A 17,161-nucleotide genomic window follows, 5' to 3' on the forward strand; every position below is an offset into this window, starting at 1 on the left:
GCCGACGCGCCTTTGTGCTGCGCACTGGGGGATTCGGCCGCTACCGTTGCGAAGGTTCGTCCGATCCGTTCGTGCGAGACAGAAATGGGGAGGTCGGCGCTGCCAATGGTGACCAGGTTGTCGGCCTCCGATGCGGCGTTCTACCAATTAGAGAACACGTCGACGCCCATGTACGTCGGGACGCTCTCGATCCTGCGCAAGCCCCGCAACGGGCTGAGCTACGAGACGCTGCTCGAGACCGTCGAGAAGCGCCTGCCGCAGATCCCGCGCTACCGGCAGAAGGTGCGCGAGGTGTCGCTCGGCCTGGCGCGGCCGGTCTGGGTCGACGACCGCGAGTTCGACATCACCTATCACATTCGACGGTCGGCGCTGCCGACTCCGGGCAGCGATGCGCAGTTGCACGAACTCATCGCCCGACTCGCGTCACGGCAGCTCGACAAGTCCCGACCGCTCTGGGAGATGTACCTCGTCGAGGGGTTGGCCAAGAACCGCCTCGCGATCTACACCAAGTCCCATCAGTCGCTCGTCAACGGCATGACGGCACTTGAGATCGGCCACGTCATCGCCGACCGCGCCCAGAAGGCACCGGAGTTCGGCGAGGACATCTGGATTCCGGGGCGTGAACCCGGCGACACGCAGTTGCTCCTCGGTGCGGTCGGGGAGTGGATCACCCGGCCGACCGCCCAGATGGCCGCGGTGCGCTCCGCGGTCACCGACGTCGTCACCAACAGCGGCGCGCTGGTTCAGGCGGGTCGGCGATTCGCCGACGTGGCGCGCACATTTGCCCGCGGTACCGCGCCGAGCAGCCCGTTGAACGCCACCGTCTCACGCAACCGCCGCTACACCGTGGCCAGTCACCAACTCGAGGACTATCGCCAGCTACGGGCGCGCTACGACTGCGATGTCAACGACGTCGTGCTCGCCGTGGTGGCGGGTGCACTGCGCAGCTGGCTGATGTCGCGGGGCGAGCCCGTGACATCGGCGCTGACGGTCCGCGCCATGGCGCCGACCTCGGTGTACCCCGACGCCGAGATCGACGCGGTAGGTCCAGGTCAGGCCATCAGCGAGGTGGCGCCGTTCCTGGTGGACCTGCCGGTCGGCGAGGGTAACGCGGTGGTCCGGCTGTCGCAGATCTCCCACGCCACCGAATCGCACTCGACGGCCGCCAGCCTGGTCGACGCGAGGACCATCGTCACGCTCTCTGGGTTCGCCCCGCCGACGTTGCACGCCATGGGCATTCGGGTTGCCACCAGTTTCTCGGCGCGCCAGTTCAACCTGTTGATCACCAATGTGCCTGGTGCGCAGAAACAGATGTACGTCGCGGGCACCAAACTGCTGGAGACCTACGCCGTGCCGCCGCTGCTGCACAACCAGGGACTGGCGATCGGCGTGACGTCCTATAACGGCATGCTCTACTTCGGCATCAACGCCGACCGCGACGCCATGAGCGACGTCGATGTTCTCCCGGATCTGCTGCGCGAGTCACTCGACGAATTGCTGGAGTCATCGCGATGACATAAGCCCGTTGTGATCAACTGGCTTAGTGGCTACTGAAAAGAACGCCCCGAAATCCGCAGACAATCCCATCGCCGCGAGTGTGAAGACAGCGACTGGTGAGACGATCCCGCACCCGATTCTCGACATCGAGGTCGACGAGGAGGCGCAGAACCGGCGCCGCGGCGTCGACTGGGTGGTATTCGGTGTCACCGCGGTCCTTGCCGTCGGGTTCCTCGTGTGGGGCGGGATCAGCACAGCATCGCTGGCCTCGGCATCGGGTGGCGCGCTGGACTGGGTGATGAACAACATCGGCTGGCTGTTCGTCCTGACCGCATCCGGTTTCGTGCTGTTCGTGCTGTGGCTGGCGCTCAGCCGGTTCGGCAACATCCCGCTGGGCCGCGACGACGAGGAGCCGGAGTTCCGGACGGTGTCGTGGATCGCCATGATGTTCAGCGCGGGTATGGGCATCGGCCTGATGTTCTACGGCGTCGCCGAGCCGCTGACGCACTACGTCACCCCGCCGCCGGGCACCGGAGCGCCCGGAAACGAGGACGCCGCGCAGACCGCGATGGCCACCACCCTGTTCCACTGGACGTTGCACCCGTGGGCGATCTACGCCGTCGTCGGGCTCGCGATCGCCTACGGCGTCTATCGCAAGGGCCGCCTTCAGCTGATCAGCGCGGCCTTCGAGCCACTGCTCGGGCCCCGCGTCAACGGTGGGTGGGGCAAGGTCATCGACATGCTGGCGATCTTCGCCACGCTGTTCGGCTCGGCGGCGTCCCTCGGGCTGGGCGCGCTGCAGATCAGCAGTGGTCTGCAGATCGTCGCCGGTATCGGCGAGACCGGCAACGCCGTCCTCATCGGAATCATCACCATCCTCACCGCGGCGTTCGTGTTGTCGGCGGTGTCGGGCGTGGCCAAGGGCATCCAGTGGCTGTCCAACATCAACATGGTGCTGGCGCTGACGCTGGCGCTGTTCGTCTTCGTCGTCGGTCCGACGGTGTTCATCCTCAACCTGATTCCCACGTCGGTGGGCAGCTACTTCCAAGATCTCGCGATGATGTCGGCCCGCACCGGCGCCGAGGGTGGCGACGTCGACACCTGGCTGCAGAGCTGGACGATCTTCTACTGGGCATGGTGGCTGTCGTGGACGCCATTCGTCGGTATGTTCATTGCCCGGATCTCCCGCGGCCGCACCATCCGTCAGTTCGTCGCCGGCGTGCTCCTGGTCCCGAGCGTGGTGTCGCTCATCTGGTTCTGCGTCTTCGGCGGAGCGGCGATTCGCGAGCAGCAGTCCGGTGTTGACCTGGCCGGTCAGGGCACCATTGAGGGTCAGCTGTTCAGTCTGCTGGAGCAGTATCCGCTGGCCACCGTCACCAGCATCCTGGTGATGGTCCTGGTGGCGATCTTCTTCGTGTCCGGTGCGGACGCCGCGTCGATAGTGATGGGTTCGCTCTCCGAGCGTGGCTCCATCGAACCGTCGCGCCGCACCGTGGTGTTCTGGGGTGTGGCCACCGGCGCGGTGGCCGCGGTCATGCTGTTGGTCGGAGGCTCCGACGCGCTCAACGGCCTGCAGACCATCACCATCATCGCGGCGGTGCCGTTCGTGTTGGTGATGGTGGGTCTGGCGGCCGCGCTGGTCAAGGACCTGCGGGTTGACCCGATGATGGTGCGCAGGCGATACGCGTCGGAGGCCGTCGACAGTGCGGTCGTCGCGGGTGTCATCGAGCACGGCGACGACTTCCGCATCGCGGTCGAGAAGGACCCAGGCGACCACTGAACTCGTGTGAGTGGGCCGGCACGTCTACCCTCACGAGGTGCGCGTCTACATTCCGGTGACTCTGGCCATGCTGCAGGGACTGGTCGCAGACGGGACGTTGCACGCGCGCAGCGGGACGGCCTTCGCGGTGACCCCGACGCTGCGGGAGTCCTACGCCGAGGGTGACGACGACGAACTCGCCGAGGTCGCACTGCGAGAGGCGGCGCTGGCGTCGTTGCGTCTGATCGCCATCGAGGGCACCGAGTCCGGGTTCCCGGTGCGCCGCGCGGTGCTCGTCGCCGACGTCGCCGATGCCACCGACCGACCCGATCTCGATGACGCGGTGGTTCGGCTGGCCGGTCCGGTGGGCATGTCCGATGTCGTCGCGGCCTATGTCGACAACTCGACGGCGGAACCGGCGGTCGCGGAGGCGGTCGAGGTCATTGACGACGCAGATCTGGGCGACGAGGATGCTGAGCTGACTGTCGGGGATGCCCAGGACCATGACCTGGCCTGGTACGCCACCCAGGAGCTGGCATTCCTGCTCGAATTGCTTTGACACCTAGCTACGGGACCGTAAGTTACGGTACCGTAGGTTAACCGTGCGGGAGCCGAGGGCTTGGTCCCGGAACTCCGCACATCGCAATCGTGAGCATGGAGCCGAAATGGCCAAGAACACCATCAAGATCTCGGCCAATGTGGTCGACACCGCCCGGCCCAGCGTGGCCGGCGCGAAGGAGCGGCCGGGATGGCACGCTCTGCGGACCATCGCCGCGCGTATCACCACGCCGCTGCTCCCCGATGACTACCTCAAACTCGCCAACCCGTTGTGGTCGGCGCGGGAGCTGCGCGGTCGCGTGCTCGAGGTGCGTCGCGAGACGGTCGACTCCGCGACGCTCGTCATCAAGCCAGGGTGGGGTTTCTCCTTCAACTACGAACCGGGCCAGTACGTTGGCATCGGCGTGCTTGTCGACGGACGCTGGCGGTGGAGGTCCTACTCGCTGACTTCCAGCCCCGTGCACGGAGCCGACCCGGCAGCGGCATCCAAGTGGGCCGGGCGCACCATCACCATCACGGTCAAGGCCATGCCGGAGGGCTTCCTGTCGACTCATCTGGTCGGCGGGGTTGAGCCCGGCACGGTCGTGCGGCTGGCCGCCCCACAGGGCAACTTCGTCATGCCCGATCCCGCACCGGCATCGGTGCTGTTCCTCACGGCAGGGTCTGGCATCACACCGGTGATGTCGATGCTGCGCACCCTCGCCAAACGGGATCAGCTCGGCGATATTGTCCACGTGCACTCGGCGCCAACGGAATCCGACGTGATGTTCGGCGCCGAGCTGGCCGCGCTGCACGATGCGCACCCGGGCTACCGGCTGCAGGTGCGCACGACGCGGACCGAGGGCCGACTGGATCTGTCCAGGCTCGACGACGTGGTGCCTGACTGGCGGCAGCGCCAGACCTGGGCGTGCGGCCCGGAGGCCATGTTGAACGACGCCTCGCAGACGTGGGCCGCTGAGGGGGTCGAGGTGAACCTGCACCTCGAGCGGTTCGCCGCATCGAGGGCGGCCGCACACGGCGCCGGCGGTGTGGTCACCTTCGAGCGCAGCGGCAAGACCGTCAACGCTGATGGGGCGACATCGCTGATGGACGCCGGCGAGGACGTCGGGATCCGGATGCCGTTCGGCTGCCGCATGGGGATCTGCCAATCGTGTGTCGTGAGCCTGGTCGACGGGCACGTCCGTGACCTTCGCACCGGTGCCGAGCACGAACCCGGCACCCGGGTGCAGACCTGTGTTTCCGCAGCTTCTGGGGATTGCACGCTGGATGTCTAGGGTTTACTGGCTAGTAACCTACGGAGCCGTAGGTTACGCTATCGTAGGTAATTGGAAGGAGGTGCCGAATGGCAATCACTGATGTGCCGGAATTTACGCATCTGACCGACGCCGACATTGAGAGTCTTGGTGTCGAGCTCGATGCGATCCGCCAGGACATTGAGGACTCCCGCGGTGAGCGCGACTCGCGTTACATTCGCCGCACCATCGCCGCCCAGCGGGCGCTGGAGGTCGCGGGCCGGCTGACGCTGGCCGCGAGTTCGAAGCGCTCGGCGTGGTGGGCGGGGACCGTGACCCTGGGTGTGGCCAAGATCATCGAGAACATGGAGATCGGCCACAACGTCATGCACGGCCAATGGGATTGGATGAACGATCCCGAGATCCACTCCTCGACGTGGGAGTGGGATATGAGTGGGGCCTCCAAGCACTGGCGGTTCACTCACAACTTCATGCATCACAAGTACACGAACATCCTCGGGATGGACGACGACGTGGGCTACGGAGTCATCCGGGTCACGCGCGATCAGCGGTGGAGGCCGTTCAATCTCTACGGCAACCTGCTGTTCAACACGCTGCTCGCCATCGGGTTCGAATGGGGAGTCGGGTTGCAGCACTTGGAGCTCGGCAAGATCTCCAAGGGCCGAGACGATCGCGCGGCCACGCTCAAGCGCGTGCGCGAGTTTGGTGTCAAGGCCGGTCAGCAGGTCGCCAAGGACTACGTGTTCTACCCGGCGCTGACGTCGTTATCGCCAGGGGCCACGTTCATGTCCACATTGAAGGCCAATGCGGTCGCCAACGTGATCCGCAACGTGTGGGCGAACGCCGTGATCTTCTGCGGTCACTTCCCCGATGGCGCAGACAAGTTCACCAAGACCGACATGGTGGGCGAGTCCAAGGGGCAGTGGTACCTGCGGCAGATGCTCGGCAGTGCCAACTTCGACGGCGGTCCTGCGCTGCGCTTCATGAGTGGCAACCTGAGCAATCAGATCGAGCATCACCTTTATCCGGACCTGCCCAGCAACCGGCTGCACGAGATCTCCATCCGGGTGCGCGAGGTGTGCGACAAGTACGACTTGCCGTACACCACAGGACCTTTCCTGGTTCAGTATGCAAAGACCTGGCGCACCATCGCCAAGCTCTCGTTGCCGGACAGGTTCCTGCGGGACACCGCCGACGATGCGCCGGAGACCCGCAGCGAGCGGATGTTCGCCGAGCTGGAGCCGGTGGACAACGGGCAGCGGCGTGGGCTCAAGTCGGCGATCGCCGCGGTGCGCGCGCGTCGCCGGGACAAGCGGTCCGCGCAGCAGGATCCGCACGTGGCTGCCTAGTCACCCAGGAGACGATTCACCCTCGAGACTGCGGGGAGATCGCGATTCTGAACGAATCGACGATCTCCCCGCAGTTTCGTTTATGGGGGAGGATCCAGTTCGGGGGAGATTCCCAGCATCCCGGATCGAAGGGGTCAGGGTTCTTTCAGGCTCAGGTTCTACGTTTGGCCAATGAACAGGACTGGCGTCCTCGCGCTGGGCGCGCTGTGTGCATCGGCGGTGTCGATGGCGACGTTCGGAGCCGGCACCGCGTACGCGGACGACTACGCGGGACAGAAGTACAGTGACGTGTCGGCGGCGCTCAGCAAGGCGGGCCAGACCGGCGTCATCGCGACGCGCTCCGGTGGCGAGGAGGCCGACAGCGACTGTGTTGTCACGCATTCCGAGAAGGCGCCGTGGCTCAAGGGAGATTCCTTCGCACCCGTCACGGACACGGTCCTGCTGTTCTTGAACTGCAACGCCGATGTCGCGAGTGCGACCAAATCTGGAAACTCGGCCGCCTCACCGGAGGGCCGCGCGGCGATCGCCAAGGCGAAGCAGGACGCCGCTGCCGCTGCGGCGAAGCAGCAGGCCGCGACCGCCAAGTCCTGACCCCAGCGGCCGGGCCCCGCTCGGGTCAGTCCGAGACGTAGTCGAAGGTGTCCGGGTTCGGGCCCTGACGACCCTTCTCGCCCCGGTCCAGCGTGGTGATCGCATGGGCGTCATCGGGGCTCAGCTCGAAGTCGAACAGGTCGAAGTTCTCCTTGATGCGTTGCGCAGAAACTGATTTCGGGAACACCACGTCACCCCGCTCGATATGCCAGCGAAGCACCACCTGAGCCGGTGTCTTACCGGTCGCCCTGGCGATCCCATCCACCACCGGGTCGTCGAGGACCTTGCCCCGCGCGATCGGTGACCATGCCTCGGTGATGATGTTGTGCGACGCGCCGTAGCGACGCACCTCGGCGTTGCCGAAGTACGGATGCAGCTCGATCTGGTTGACCACAGGCACAGTGTCGGTCTCGCTGGCGAGGCGTTCCAGATGTGCGGTCTGGAAGTTCGACACCCCGATGCTGCGGGCCCGGCCGTCGCGCTTGAACTCCTCGAGTGTGCGCCAGGTGGAGACGAAATCGCCGCCGTACCGGGTGGGCAGCGGCCAGTGAATCAGGAACAGGTCGACGTAGTCGGATCCGAGCGCTGCCAACGTGGCGTCGAATGCGCGCCGAGCGGCGTCGGGTTCGTGGGATCCATTGTTGAGCTTGCTGGTGACGAATACGTCGCCGCGGTCCAGGCCCACGTCGCGGATGCCCTGGCCGACACCGGCTTCGTTGCCGTACATCTGGGCGGTGTCGACGTGCCGGTACCCGACCTCCAGCGCCGTCCGCACCAGGCCGGCGGTCGCGTCGGGCTCGATCTGGTAGACGCCAAATCCGAGTTGGGGGATGTTGGCGCCGTCGTTGAGTTCGATCATTCCTACGTTGCTCACACGTCCAGCCTGCCCCATCGCGCGCGACTACAAACGGGTCAGCCGGGTTTCCCGGCGTTCAGGTGGTCCACTCAGGCGTCCTCAGCACGGCGAGGAGCCGGCGCGCGGCGATCACGCGGTCTGCGGCCGGTCCGGTGAGCGCGTCGAGCGCACACTCCGGGTCGGCGGGCGGGCCGGAGTGCCCGCATCCGCGCGGGCAGTTCTCGATGGCCTCGGCCAGATCGGAGAACGCCAGCATGACATCGTCGGGCTTGACGTGGGCCAGGCCGAAGGACCGCACGCCGGGGGTGTCCACCACCCAGCCCGACGGTGGCAACGGCAGTGCCACCGACTGCGTCGAGGTGTGCTTGCCCTTGCCGACGCCGGACACCACACCAACGGCGCGGCCCGCCCCGGGAATCAGGCGATTCACCAGGGTCGACTTGCCGACACCGGAGTGGCCGAGGAAGACGGTGACCTTCCCGGCGAGCAGTTCTGCGACATTGTCGATCCCATCACCGTGCCCCGTCGTGACCACTGTCAGGTCCAGGCCCCGAAACTGTGCCGCGAACGGCTCCGGGTCGGTCAGGTCGCTCTTGGTGAGGCACAGCACCGGTGTCAGGCCTCCTGCGTAGGCCGCGATGAGGGAGCGTTCGACGAAACCCGTCCGCGGGGGAGGATCGACGAGCGCCACGACGATCAGCAGCTGATCGGCGTTGGCCACGACGACGCGCTCGGTGGGATCGGTGTCATCGGCGGTGCGGCGCAACACAGTTCGCCGTTCTCCGCGCCGCACGATGCGCGCCAGGGTGTCGGGCCGCCCCGACAGGTCCCCGACGATGTCGACCTCGTCCCCGACGACTATCGGCGTACGGCCGAGTTCGCGGGCCCGCATCGTGGTGACGACGTGCTCGGGATCACCGCCGAGCGCGCACCCCCACCGGCCGCGGTCGACGGTGACGACCATCGCCGCTTCGGCGTCGGCGTGATCGGGTCGTGTCTTGGTGCGCGGCCGTGAGCCCCGTCCCGAGCGCACCCGGACGTCTGACTCGTCGTAGTCGCGGCCTCTCAAGGAGTCTCGCGAATCTGGCCGGTCAACATGTCCGCCCACATTCGGGGGAAGTCGGGCAGTGTCTTGGCGGTGGTGGCGATGTCCTCGACCTCGACGCCGGGCGTGCGCAGCCCGACAATGGCGCCTGCGGTGGCCATCCGGTGGTCGGCGTAGGAGTGCCACACGCCGCCGTGCATCGGCCGGGACACGATCGCCAGCCCGTCGTCGGTCTCCTCGCAGTGCCCGCCCAGGCGGTTGATCTCGGCCGTGAGCGCCGCCAGCCGATCGGTCTCGTGGCCGCGCAGGTGCGCGATACCGCGCAGTCGTGACTCCGATCCCGGGGTGGCCAGTGTCGCGATGGCCGCAACCGAGGGCGCCAGTTCGCCGACCTCGTGCAGGTCCGCGTCGAAGCCGCCGAAGACGTCGGGGCCCGTCACCTCGAGGTGGGCATCCGTGCGGCGCACGGTCGAACCGATCTTCTCGAGCAGTTCGATGATGGCCGCCGCGGGCTGCACGCTGACACCGGGCCATCCCGTCACCCGCACCGCGCCACCGGTCACCATCGCGGCGGCCAAGAACGGTATGGCGTTGGACAGGTCGGGCTCAATGGCCCAGTGCCGTGCGGCGATGGGGCCGGGCGCGACACGCCAACGGTTGCCCTGGCTGTCATCCACATCGACACCCGCGGCGCGCAGCATCGACACTGTCATCGCGACGTGCGGCGCGGAGGGCACCCGGTCGCCGGTGTGCACCACGGTGAGTCCGTCGGTGAACGTGGCGCCCGAGAGCAGCAGACCCGACACGAACTGTGATGACGCGGACGCGTCGATCTCCACGGTGCCACCCGGTACGGCCCCGGTGCCGCGCACGGCGAACGGCAGGGCGTCGCCGTCGAGCTGGACGCCCAGCAGGCGCAGCGCGTCCAGCAGGGGAGCGATGGGCCGGGAGCGGGCCTGCTCATCACCGTCGAAGGTGACGTCGCCAGACCCGAGTGCGGCGAGAGGGGGGACGAAGCGCAGCACCGTGCCGGCCAGGCCGCAGTCGATCTGCGCGCCCGAAGGCGGGCTGATGGTGCCGCTGACCGTCAAATCGGCGCCGGGACCGTCGACGCTCACCCCGAGCGCGCGCAGGGCCCCGATCATCAGGTCCGTGTCCCGACTGCGCAGTGCGCCGGCGATGGTCGAGGCGCCCTGGGGGGTGGCCAGAGCGGCGAGTACCAGCGCGCGATTGGTCTGGGACTTCGATCCCGGGACGGTGACTGTCGCCCGCACGGGGGCCGGGGCGGTCGGTGCAGGCCAGTTCGTCACGGTGACCATCCTGCCCTGTCGGCGTTCTCTGCCACCATGGGATACATGTGTGGGCGATTCGCGGTGACGACCGACCCGGCGTTGCTTGCCGAGAAGATCAAGGCGATTGACGAGGCGACGGCGGCGGCCAACGAGAAGAACAAGGACAAGAGCGGCGACAACAGCGCCAACTCCAGTGCCAACTACAACGTGGCTCCCACGACGACCATCAGCACCGTGGTCAAACGCCACACCGACCCCGACGACGAGTCGACGCGGCGGATCCGGCTGATGCGGTGGGGACTCATCCCGCCGTGGGCCAAGACCGCCGACGACGGCGGCCCCGACACCAAGGGCCCACTGCTGATCAACGCCCGCTCGGAGAAGATCACCACGTCGCCGGCGTTTCGCACTTCGGCGAAGTCCAAGCGCTGCCTGGTGCCCATGGACGGCTGGTACGAGTGGCGGCCCAACGGGGAGTCAACTTCTGGGAAGAAGGCGGCGAAGACGCCGTTCTACATGTACGCCGGCGACGGTGAGCCGCTGTTCATGGCGGGACTGTGGACCACGTGGCGACCCCGTGAGAGCACAGGCGCGCCGTCCAATGTGCCGCCCCTACTGAGCTGCACCATCATCACCACCGATGCCGCGGGACCGCTGGCCGAGATCCACGACCGCATGCCGCTGACCATCAGCGAGGCCGACTGGGACCGCTGGCTGGACCCCGACGCACCCGTTGACGAGGGGCTACTGCGCGGTCACGGCGACCTCGACCGCATCGAGATCCGTGAGGTGTCGCGGCTGGTCAACAGCGTCCGCAACAACGGCCCGGAACTGATCGAACCCGCCGAGCCGGCCGAGCCGGAGCAGCCGACGCTGCTCTAAGGCGTCAGGCCCCGGTGTAACCGGGAGGGTTGGGCGTGTCCACCCACAGGTCGACACCGAGGTCGGAGCCGGGCACGCAGTCATACACCGACAAGTCGGTGACACCGGAGTCCAGCAGCACGTCCTCGCACAGCAGGCTCTGGCCGGTGTACTCGCGGGCCGGCCTGGTGATGACGGCGTACGCGGCGTCGGAGTACACCTGCGGCTTGCGGGCCCGGGCCATCGCCTCGTCGCCGCCGAGCAGGTTCTGCACGGCCGCGGTGGCCACCAGCGTGCGGGGCCACAGGGTGTTCGACGCGATGCCCGCCTCCCGCATTTCCTCGGCAATACCCAAGGCGCACAGGGTCATCCCGAACTTGGCCATCATGTATGCCGTCGGTTTGAGCCATTCGGATTCCAGCCGTAGCGGCGGCGAGAGCGTCAGAATGTGTGGATTGTCCCGACCCTTCATATGCGGGATGCACGCCTGCGACACGGCGTACGTGCCGCGGACCTGGATGCCGTTCATCAGGTCGAAGCGCTTGAGCGGTACCTCCTCGATGGAGCCGAGGTTGATCGCCGAGGCGTTGTTGACGCAGATGTCGATGCCGCCGAACTGCGCGACGGCCTGCGCCACTGCATCGGCCACCGAGTCGCCGTCACGCACGTCGCCCACGATCGGCAGCGCCTGACCGCCGGCCTGCTCGATCTCCTTGGCGGCCGTGTAGACGGTGCCCTCCAGCTTGGGGTGTGGTTCGGCGGTCTTGGCGACCAGCGCGATGTTGGCACCGTCGGCCGCGGCACGCTTGGCGATCGCCAAGCCGATTCCCCGGCTGGCGCCAGAGATGAACATGGTCTTCCCGGAGAGCGACATGGCTCACACTCTAAGCCGACGTCAGCTACGCCCTGATGTCTGCCGTCACAGCTTCGGTAAGGCGAACGAGATCCTGCGGCGCAAGCGCGACGTCCCAGCCGCGCTTACCCGCACTGCACAGCACGCGGTCCCACTGCAGCGCCGACGCGTCTATCACCGTGGGTAGCGGTTTGCGCTGGCCCAGCGGTGAAATACCGCCGACGACGTATCCGCTGGACCGCTGCGCGGCGGCGGGTTGCGCCATCGTCGCCCTGGGTGCCCCGAGCGCGGCAGCGGCGGCCTTGAGCGACAGTTTCGCCGGTACGGGCAACACCGCCACCGCGAGCCCGGTCGGCAGGTCGATGATCAGCGTCTTGAGGATCTGATCGGCCGACACCCCGGCCATGGTCGCCAGTTCGGCGACCGCCTCGTCGCCGAACGACGTACTCCGCGGGTCGTGCTCGTATCGCAGCACCTCGTGCGCGGCACCCGCCGCGACCAGTGCCGAGATCGCCGGTGTCGCTGCCCGTGCCACGTGGTCCACCCTAATCGGGGCGCGGGAACAAGCACCCCGGCACCTGCTGTTATCTCGATGTGGCCGACACAGTCCGGCACGCCCTCGGATCCAGGCCCTAGGATCGACGGAAGGAGCCAAACGTGGCCATTGCTTGCCTCGAACGACCGGTGGGGATGGTCGAGCTGTTCGGTGCCGCGAGAGAAGGGACGGTTTCCATCGCGATGACCGATGTCGACGGGGCGGGGCCCGCCGTCGAGGAGACGGACGCAGAGCTGACTGCGCGGTTCGAGCGCGACGCCATACCGCTGCTCGATCAGCTGTACGGCGGCGCCTTGCGGATGACCCGCAATCCCGCGGATGCCGAGGATCTGCTGCAGGAGACCATGGTCAAGGCGTATGCCGGCTTCCGGTCGTTCCGTGCGGGAACCAACCTCAAGGCCTGGCTGTACCGGATCCTGACGAACACCTACATCAACAGCTACCGCAAGAAGCAGCGTCAGCCTGCGGAGTACCCGACTGACGAGATCACGGACTGGCAGCTGGCAGCCAACGCCGAGCACACGTCGACTGGCTTGCGGTCTGCCGAGGTGGAGGCTCTCGAGTCGCTACCAGACACGGAGATAAAGGCTGCCCTGCAGGCGCTTCCGGAGGATTTCCGGATGGCGGTCTACTACGCCGACGTCGAGGGCTTCCCGTATAAGGAGATCGCAGAGATCATGGACACCCCGATCGGAACGGTCATGTCCCGGCTGCATCGTGGTCGCAAGCAGCTTCGTGAGCTGCTCGCCGATGTCGCACGAGATCGCGGGTTCCTGCGCGGAGAACGGCTCGACACAGCGACTGAGGAGGTGTCGTCGTGAGCGAGGATTTCAGTCGCCCCGAGGATCAGACCTTCCGACCGCCGGTCGGACCCGTGGATCCCGAGCATCCCGAGTGTGCATCGGTGATCGCCGAGGTCTGGACGCTGCTGGACGGTGAGTGCACCGCCGAGACGCGCGACAAACTGCGCCACCATCTCGAGGAATGCCCGGCCTGCCTGCGCCACTACGGCGTGGAGGAACGGGTCAAGACTCTGATCGCCAACAAGTGCAGTGGTGAGAGGGCGCCGGAGGGTCTACGTCAACGGCTGCGCATCGAGATCAGCCGGACCACGATCATTCGAGGTTAGGCGCCAGGGCAAGCCCTGGCGCCTGGCCATCAAGCGTTGGGACGCTTGCCGTGGTTGGCCTTCGAATGCTTACGGTCACGCTTCTTGCGGCCTCGCTTGGCCATGATGGTCCTCCATTGACTGAGTTTGCTTACTGACATTGTGTCATGGCACCGGTAGTGCATTACAAACCCGGTGTTGTGGTTCGATGGACCCCCAGGCAGTGCGTAGTCCCCGGACACGCCCCAGACGAGCGGAGTGAAGATGGCCGAGGACGTTCGCGCGGAGATCGTGGCCAGTGTGCTTGAGGTCGTGGTGAGCGAGGGCGATCAGATCGGCGAGGGAGACACGCTGGTGCTCCTGGAGTCCATGAAAATGGAGATCCCGGTGCTCGCCGAGGTTGCGGGCACGGTGACGTCTGTCAGTGTCTCGGTGGGCGATGTCATCCAGGCCGGCGACCTCATCGCCGTGATCGGCTAGGCCCCGATCCAGCCGGCCCCGCCGTCGCGAAGGGCATAGCGTGTCCACTCTCGGTGACCTGCTCGCCGAACACACAATTCTGCCCGGCACCGCCGTCGATCACCTCCACGCTGTGGTGAGCGAGTGGCAACTCCTGGCCGACCTGTCGTTCGCCGACTATCTGATGTGGGTGCGCCGCGATGACGGCGTGCTGGTGTGCGTGGCTCAGGTGCGGCCCAACACGGCGCCCACCGTGCTGCTCGCCGACGCCGTGGGCACGGAGAGCGATGCCGACGTCATGCCCGTCGTCGCGGCAGCCTTCAGATCGGGTCACATCGGTCGCGAGAGCGATGTCACACAAGGGGTTTCGCACGACGGTAGCTGGCTCAACGTGGAGGCCGTACCCGTCCAGCACGGCAACCAGGTGGTCGCCGTCCTCACGCACCAAACGGCCTTGGCCGACCGCCGCAAGGCCAGCCCGCTGGAACGGGCCTACCAGGACTGCGCGCGCAACCTGCTGCACATGCTGTCGGAGGGCACCTTCCCCAATGTGGGAGACCTGGCGACGTCGCGGTCCAGCCCGCGCGTCGGCGACGGATTCATCCGCCTCGACGTGAACGGCAACGTCGCCTTCGCCAGCCCCAACGCGATCTCGGCGTACCACCGGATGGGCCTGGCGGCCGAACTCGAGGCGCACAACCTCGTCGCCGTGACGCGACCGCTGATCGGTGACCCGTTCGAGGCGCAGGAACTGGCCGACCACGTGCGGGACTCGCTAGACGGTGGCTCGAGCATGCGGATGGAGGTCGACGCAGGCGGCGCGACGGTTCTGTTTCGGACGCTGCCACTGGTGGTGCACGGTTCGGCGGCGGGTGCTGCGGTGCTGATTCGAGATGTCACCGAGGTGAAGCGGCGCGACCGCGCCCTGCTGTCCAAGGACGCCACCATCCGTGAGATCCATCACCGCGTGAAGAACAACCTGCAGACCGTTGCGGCCCTGCTGCGGCTGCAGGCGAGACGCACGAACAACGCCGAGGGGCGTGAGGCCCTGATCGAGTCGGTGCGTCGCGTGTCGTCAATCGCGCTGGTGCACGACGCCCTGTCCATGTCGGTGGACGAGGAGGTCAACCTGGACCAGGTGGTGGACCGGATTGTGCCGATCATGAACGACGTCGCGACCGTTGACACCCCGATCCGGATCGTGCGGGAGGGCGACCTCGGCGTGCTCGACGCCGATCGGGCCACCGCGATGGTCATGGTGATCACCGAACTGGTGCAGAACGCGATCGAACACGCCTATGACTCGAACGCCGGCGAGGGATCGGTGACGATCAGGGCGGAACGGTCGGCCCGGTGGCTCGATGTCGTGGTGCACGACGACGGGCGCGGTCTGCCGGATGGTTTCAGCCTGGAGAAGTCCGACCGACTGGGGTTGCAGATAGTCCGGACGCTGGTGTCCGCCGAGCTCGATGGCTCTCTGGGTATGCACCAGGCTCCCGATGGTGGAACGGACGTCGTGTTACGCGTGCCGATCGGGCGAAGGACAAGACTTCAACAATAGGAATTGCGTGAATTCGAACACATTCCACACAGACTTACGGCCCCGGTTTTCACCGGGGCCGTAAGTCTGTGTGTCGTCTGCGTATGCGTTCTTAGACGCTCGTGCGGGTCTTCGTCCGCGCATTGCGCCGCTTGAGTGCGCGGCGCTCGTCCTCGCTCATGGCGCCCCAAACGCCGGCGTCCTGGCCGGAGTCCAATGCCCAGGTCAGGCACTCGGTCGTCACTGGGCAGCGGTTGCAGACGAGCTTCGCGTCGGCGATCTGTGCGAGTGCCGGGCCGCTGTTCCCCACGGGGAAGAACAGTTCCGGATCCTCGTCACGACAGACCGCATTATGCCGCCAATCCATGCTCTTACTCCTTACCGTGTGCGCGGCAAAGCGCACTAGATTTGTTGTTCGGCTGTTAACTCGTGCAACTGAATGTTTCTGCACTGTTGCAATCGATCGTTTCACAGGCTGAACAGATGTCAATAGAGGCGCGTTAACACGTGGTCAATGTCACTGCGACCCCGGGTTACCGGGACCATCACTCCGTTGTACTACACTCACACTCAGGTACGCCCTGAATCGGTTCCTTTGAGAGTGAATCTGCAGGTCATGGGCTTTTCGTCGGTGGGGCGACGACGGCCAGCGCATCAGGTACCGACACGAATCGCATCCTTTCGCGCAGTCCGACGTAATCACCGTCGATCTGACATGCCGCAGGAGTGTCGGCCGTCACCTCGATCCACGGCAGGTCGTCGTCACGCACCAGATGCGGTGCTTCGATGCGTGGCTTGCGGGACACCATCCGTCCGACCAGGCGCAGATTGGTCCAGATGTTCATGCTGGTCGTCGCGAACACCCCGAGGCCGGTCTCAAAGGTCGTCGTGGGATTCGTCCACACCGGCCGGGTGTTGGCGTACGTCCACGGGCTGGAGTTGGACACGAAGGCGAAGTGCACGCCCGTCACGGGCGCACGGTCCGGCAGGTGCAGCGTCAGGGTGGGGTCCTTGCGGGCGCTGGTGAAGAACTCGCGGACCGCGACGCGGATGTAGCGCGCAGCGGTCACCTTGCGCCCCTTCTCGCGTTGCGCCTCCACGGCGGCCACGACGTCGCCGTCCACGCCCATGCCGGCGGTGAACACCGCCCACCGCTCACCGCAGTCCATCAGCCCGATCCGTCGCCACGGCGCACCGCTGCGTCGCGCCGTGAGGAGGTCGACGAGCTGGTTGGTCGCCTCGATGGGGTCGGGGCTGATGCCAAGGGCGCGAGCGAAGACGTTGGCCGAGCCACCGGGCACGACTCCGACGGCGGGCGCGGGTGCGGCCGGGTCTGGCCAGGGGCCGCCACACTCGCCGAGCAGGCCGTTGACGACCTCGTTCACCGTGCCGTCGCCACCGTGCACGATCACGACGTCGAAGCGGTCACGGGCCGCCTGTTGGGCGATCTCGACGGCATGGCCGCGGTGATCGGTGTGGGCGACGGTCAGGGTGACCCTGCTCTCCAGCGCGTGAGCCAGCAGATCGCGCCCGGCAGGCGTTGTCGAAGTCGCATTCGGATTGACGATCAAGACGGCGCGCACG

19 protein-coding genes are annotated in these 17,161 nt (G+C 66.6%); 11 read left to right on the top strand and 8 right to left on the bottom strand.

Annotation, left to right across the window (positions count from 1 at the left end; genetic code table 11):
* The first annotated feature begins 105 nt into the window (after nucleotides 1–105).
* The 6 genes from ACZY0X_RS16165 (at nucleotide 106) to ACZY0X_RS16190 (ending at nucleotide 7,007) form a co-directional block, all read left to right on the top strand.
* Nucleotides 106–1,515 (top strand): WS/DGAT/MGAT family O-acyltransferase, encoded by a 1,410-nt coding sequence (locus tag ACZY0X_RS16165; protein WP_463771829.1) that lies wholly within the window; start codon nucleotides 106–108, stop codon nucleotides 1,513–1,515.
* Nucleotides 1,516–1,597: 82 nt separating this feature from the next.
* On the top strand, nucleotides 1,598–3,277 hold the full coding sequence (locus ACZY0X_RS16170) for a BCCT family transporter (protein WP_463771830.1): 1,680 nt from the start codon (nucleotides 1,598–1,600) through the stop codon (nucleotides 3,275–3,277).
* Nucleotides 3,278–3,314: 37 nt separating this feature from the next.
* The gene (locus ACZY0X_RS16175; RefSeq protein WP_463771831.1) at nucleotides 3,315–3,815 is read left to right on the top strand and encodes a DUF6912 family protein; all 501 of its coding nucleotides are present in this window, start codon (nucleotides 3,315–3,317) and stop codon (nucleotides 3,813–3,815) included.
* Nucleotides 3,816–3,921: 106 nt separating this feature from the next.
* Nucleotides 3,922–5,088: a ferredoxin reductase gene (locus tag ACZY0X_RS16180; protein ID WP_463771833.1), complete on the top strand. Its 1,167-nt coding sequence runs from the start codon at nucleotides 3,922–3,924 to the stop codon at nucleotides 5,086–5,088.
* Between the two features lie 68 nt (nucleotides 5,089–5,156).
* Nucleotides 5,157–6,416 (top strand): fatty acid desaturase family protein, encoded by a 1,260-nt coding sequence (locus tag ACZY0X_RS16185; protein WP_463771834.1) that lies wholly within the window; start codon nucleotides 5,157–5,159, stop codon nucleotides 6,414–6,416.
* Nucleotides 6,417–6,587: 171 nt separating this feature from the next.
* Complete coding sequence (locus tag ACZY0X_RS16190) at nucleotides 6,588–7,007, top strand: hypothetical protein (protein WP_463771836.1); 420 nt, start codon at nucleotides 6,588–6,590, stop codon at nucleotides 7,005–7,007.
* Nucleotides 7,008–7,032: 25 nt separating this feature from the next.
* On the opposite strand, the gene ACZY0X_RS16195 is transcribed toward ACZY0X_RS16190, so the two are convergent.
* Genes ACZY0X_RS16195 through aroA form a run of 3 tightly spaced genes read right to left on the bottom strand, consistent with a single transcriptional unit; the run spans nucleotide 7,033 to nucleotide 10,227 of the window.
* Nucleotides 7,033–7,881: an aldo/keto reductase gene (locus ACZY0X_RS16195; protein ID WP_463771838.1), complete on the bottom strand. Its 849-nt coding sequence runs from the start codon at nucleotides 7,879–7,881 to the stop codon at nucleotides 7,033–7,035.
* Between the two features lie 58 nt (nucleotides 7,882–7,939).
* The gene (gene rsgA / locus ACZY0X_RS16200; protein WP_463771839.1) at nucleotides 7,940–8,932 is read right to left on the bottom strand and encodes a ribosome small subunit-dependent GTPase A; all 993 of its coding nucleotides are present in this window, start codon (nucleotides 8,930–8,932) and stop codon (nucleotides 7,940–7,942) included.
* Complete coding sequence (aroA, locus tag ACZY0X_RS16205; RefSeq protein ID WP_463771841.1) at nucleotides 8,929–10,227, bottom strand: 3-phosphoshikimate 1-carboxyvinyltransferase; 1,299 nt, start codon at nucleotides 10,225–10,227, stop codon at nucleotides 8,929–8,931. The genes rsgA and aroA overlap by 4 nt, the downstream gene beginning before the upstream one ends.
* A gap of 36 nt (nucleotides 10,228–10,263) precedes the next feature.
* On the opposite strand from aroA, the gene ACZY0X_RS16210 reads away from it, so the two are divergent.
* Entirely contained in the window at nucleotides 10,264–11,082 is an 819-nt protein-coding gene (locus ACZY0X_RS16210; protein WP_463771842.1) for an SOS response-associated peptidase, read from the top strand.
* 4 nt (nucleotides 11,083–11,086) lie between these two features.
* Here ACZY0X_RS16210 and ACZY0X_RS16215 read toward each other — a convergent pair whose 3' ends face one another.
* Nucleotides 11,087–11,935 (bottom strand): SDR family oxidoreductase, encoded by an 849-nt coding sequence (locus ACZY0X_RS16215; protein ID WP_463771843.1) that lies wholly within the window; start codon nucleotides 11,933–11,935, stop codon nucleotides 11,087–11,089.
* A 25-nt stretch (nucleotides 11,936–11,960) separates the two neighbouring features.
* Nucleotides 11,961–12,449 (bottom strand): aminoacyl-tRNA deacylase, encoded by a 489-nt coding sequence (locus ACZY0X_RS16220; protein ID WP_463771845.1) that lies wholly within the window; start codon nucleotides 12,447–12,449, stop codon nucleotides 11,961–11,963.
* Between the two features lie 203 nt (nucleotides 12,450–12,652).
* Here ACZY0X_RS16220 and ACZY0X_RS16225 point away from each other — a divergent pair, with 203 nt between their 5' ends.
* Nucleotides 12,653–13,291, top strand: coding sequence for a sigma-70 family RNA polymerase sigma factor (locus ACZY0X_RS16225; RefSeq protein ID WP_241405785.1), 639 nt, complete (start codon nucleotides 12,653–12,655; stop codon nucleotides 13,289–13,291).
* Between the two features lie 53 nt (nucleotides 13,292–13,344).
* Complete coding sequence (gene rsrA, locus ACZY0X_RS16230; RefSeq protein ID WP_463772459.1) at nucleotides 13,345–13,599, top strand: mycothiol system anti-sigma-R factor; 255 nt, start codon at nucleotides 13,345–13,347, stop codon at nucleotides 13,597–13,599.
* Between the two features lie 29 nt (nucleotides 13,600–13,628).
* Here rsrA and ACZY0X_RS16235 read toward each other — a convergent pair whose 3' ends face one another.
* Nucleotides 13,629–13,703, bottom strand: coding sequence for a 50S ribosomal protein bL37 (locus tag ACZY0X_RS16235; RefSeq protein WP_011728008.1), 75 nt, complete (start codon nucleotides 13,701–13,703; stop codon nucleotides 13,629–13,631).
* 139 nt (nucleotides 13,704–13,842) lie between these two features.
* Between ACZY0X_RS16235 and ACZY0X_RS16240 the strand changes: the two genes are divergently transcribed.
* Both ACZY0X_RS16240 and ACZY0X_RS16245 read left to right on the top strand, forming a co-directional pair.
* Nucleotides 13,843–14,058 (top strand): biotin/lipoyl-binding carrier protein, encoded by a 216-nt coding sequence (locus ACZY0X_RS16240; protein ID WP_241400392.1) that lies wholly within the window; start codon nucleotides 13,843–13,845, stop codon nucleotides 14,056–14,058.
* A 40-nt stretch (nucleotides 14,059–14,098) separates the two neighbouring features.
* A complete protein-coding gene (locus ACZY0X_RS16245; protein WP_463771846.1) occupies nucleotides 14,099–15,598 on the top strand; it encodes a sensor histidine kinase in 1,500 nt (499 codons plus the stop codon).
* Between the two features lie 91 nt (nucleotides 15,599–15,689).
* Here ACZY0X_RS16245 and ACZY0X_RS16250 read toward each other — a convergent pair whose 3' ends face one another.
* Nucleotides 15,690–15,944, bottom strand: a complete 255-nt coding sequence (locus ACZY0X_RS16250; protein WP_241400390.1) for a WhiB family transcriptional regulator — start codon at nucleotides 15,942–15,944, stop codon at nucleotides 15,690–15,692.
* A gap of 247 nt (nucleotides 15,945–16,191) precedes the next feature.
* A complete protein-coding gene (locus tag ACZY0X_RS16255) occupies nucleotides 16,192–17,160 on the bottom strand; it encodes a diacylglycerol/lipid kinase family protein (protein ID WP_463771848.1) in 969 nt (322 codons plus the stop codon).
* Nucleotide 17,161: the final 1 nt, after the last annotated feature.

It is taken from the genome of Mycobacterium sp. IDUB_39 (genome assembly GCF_055419205.1).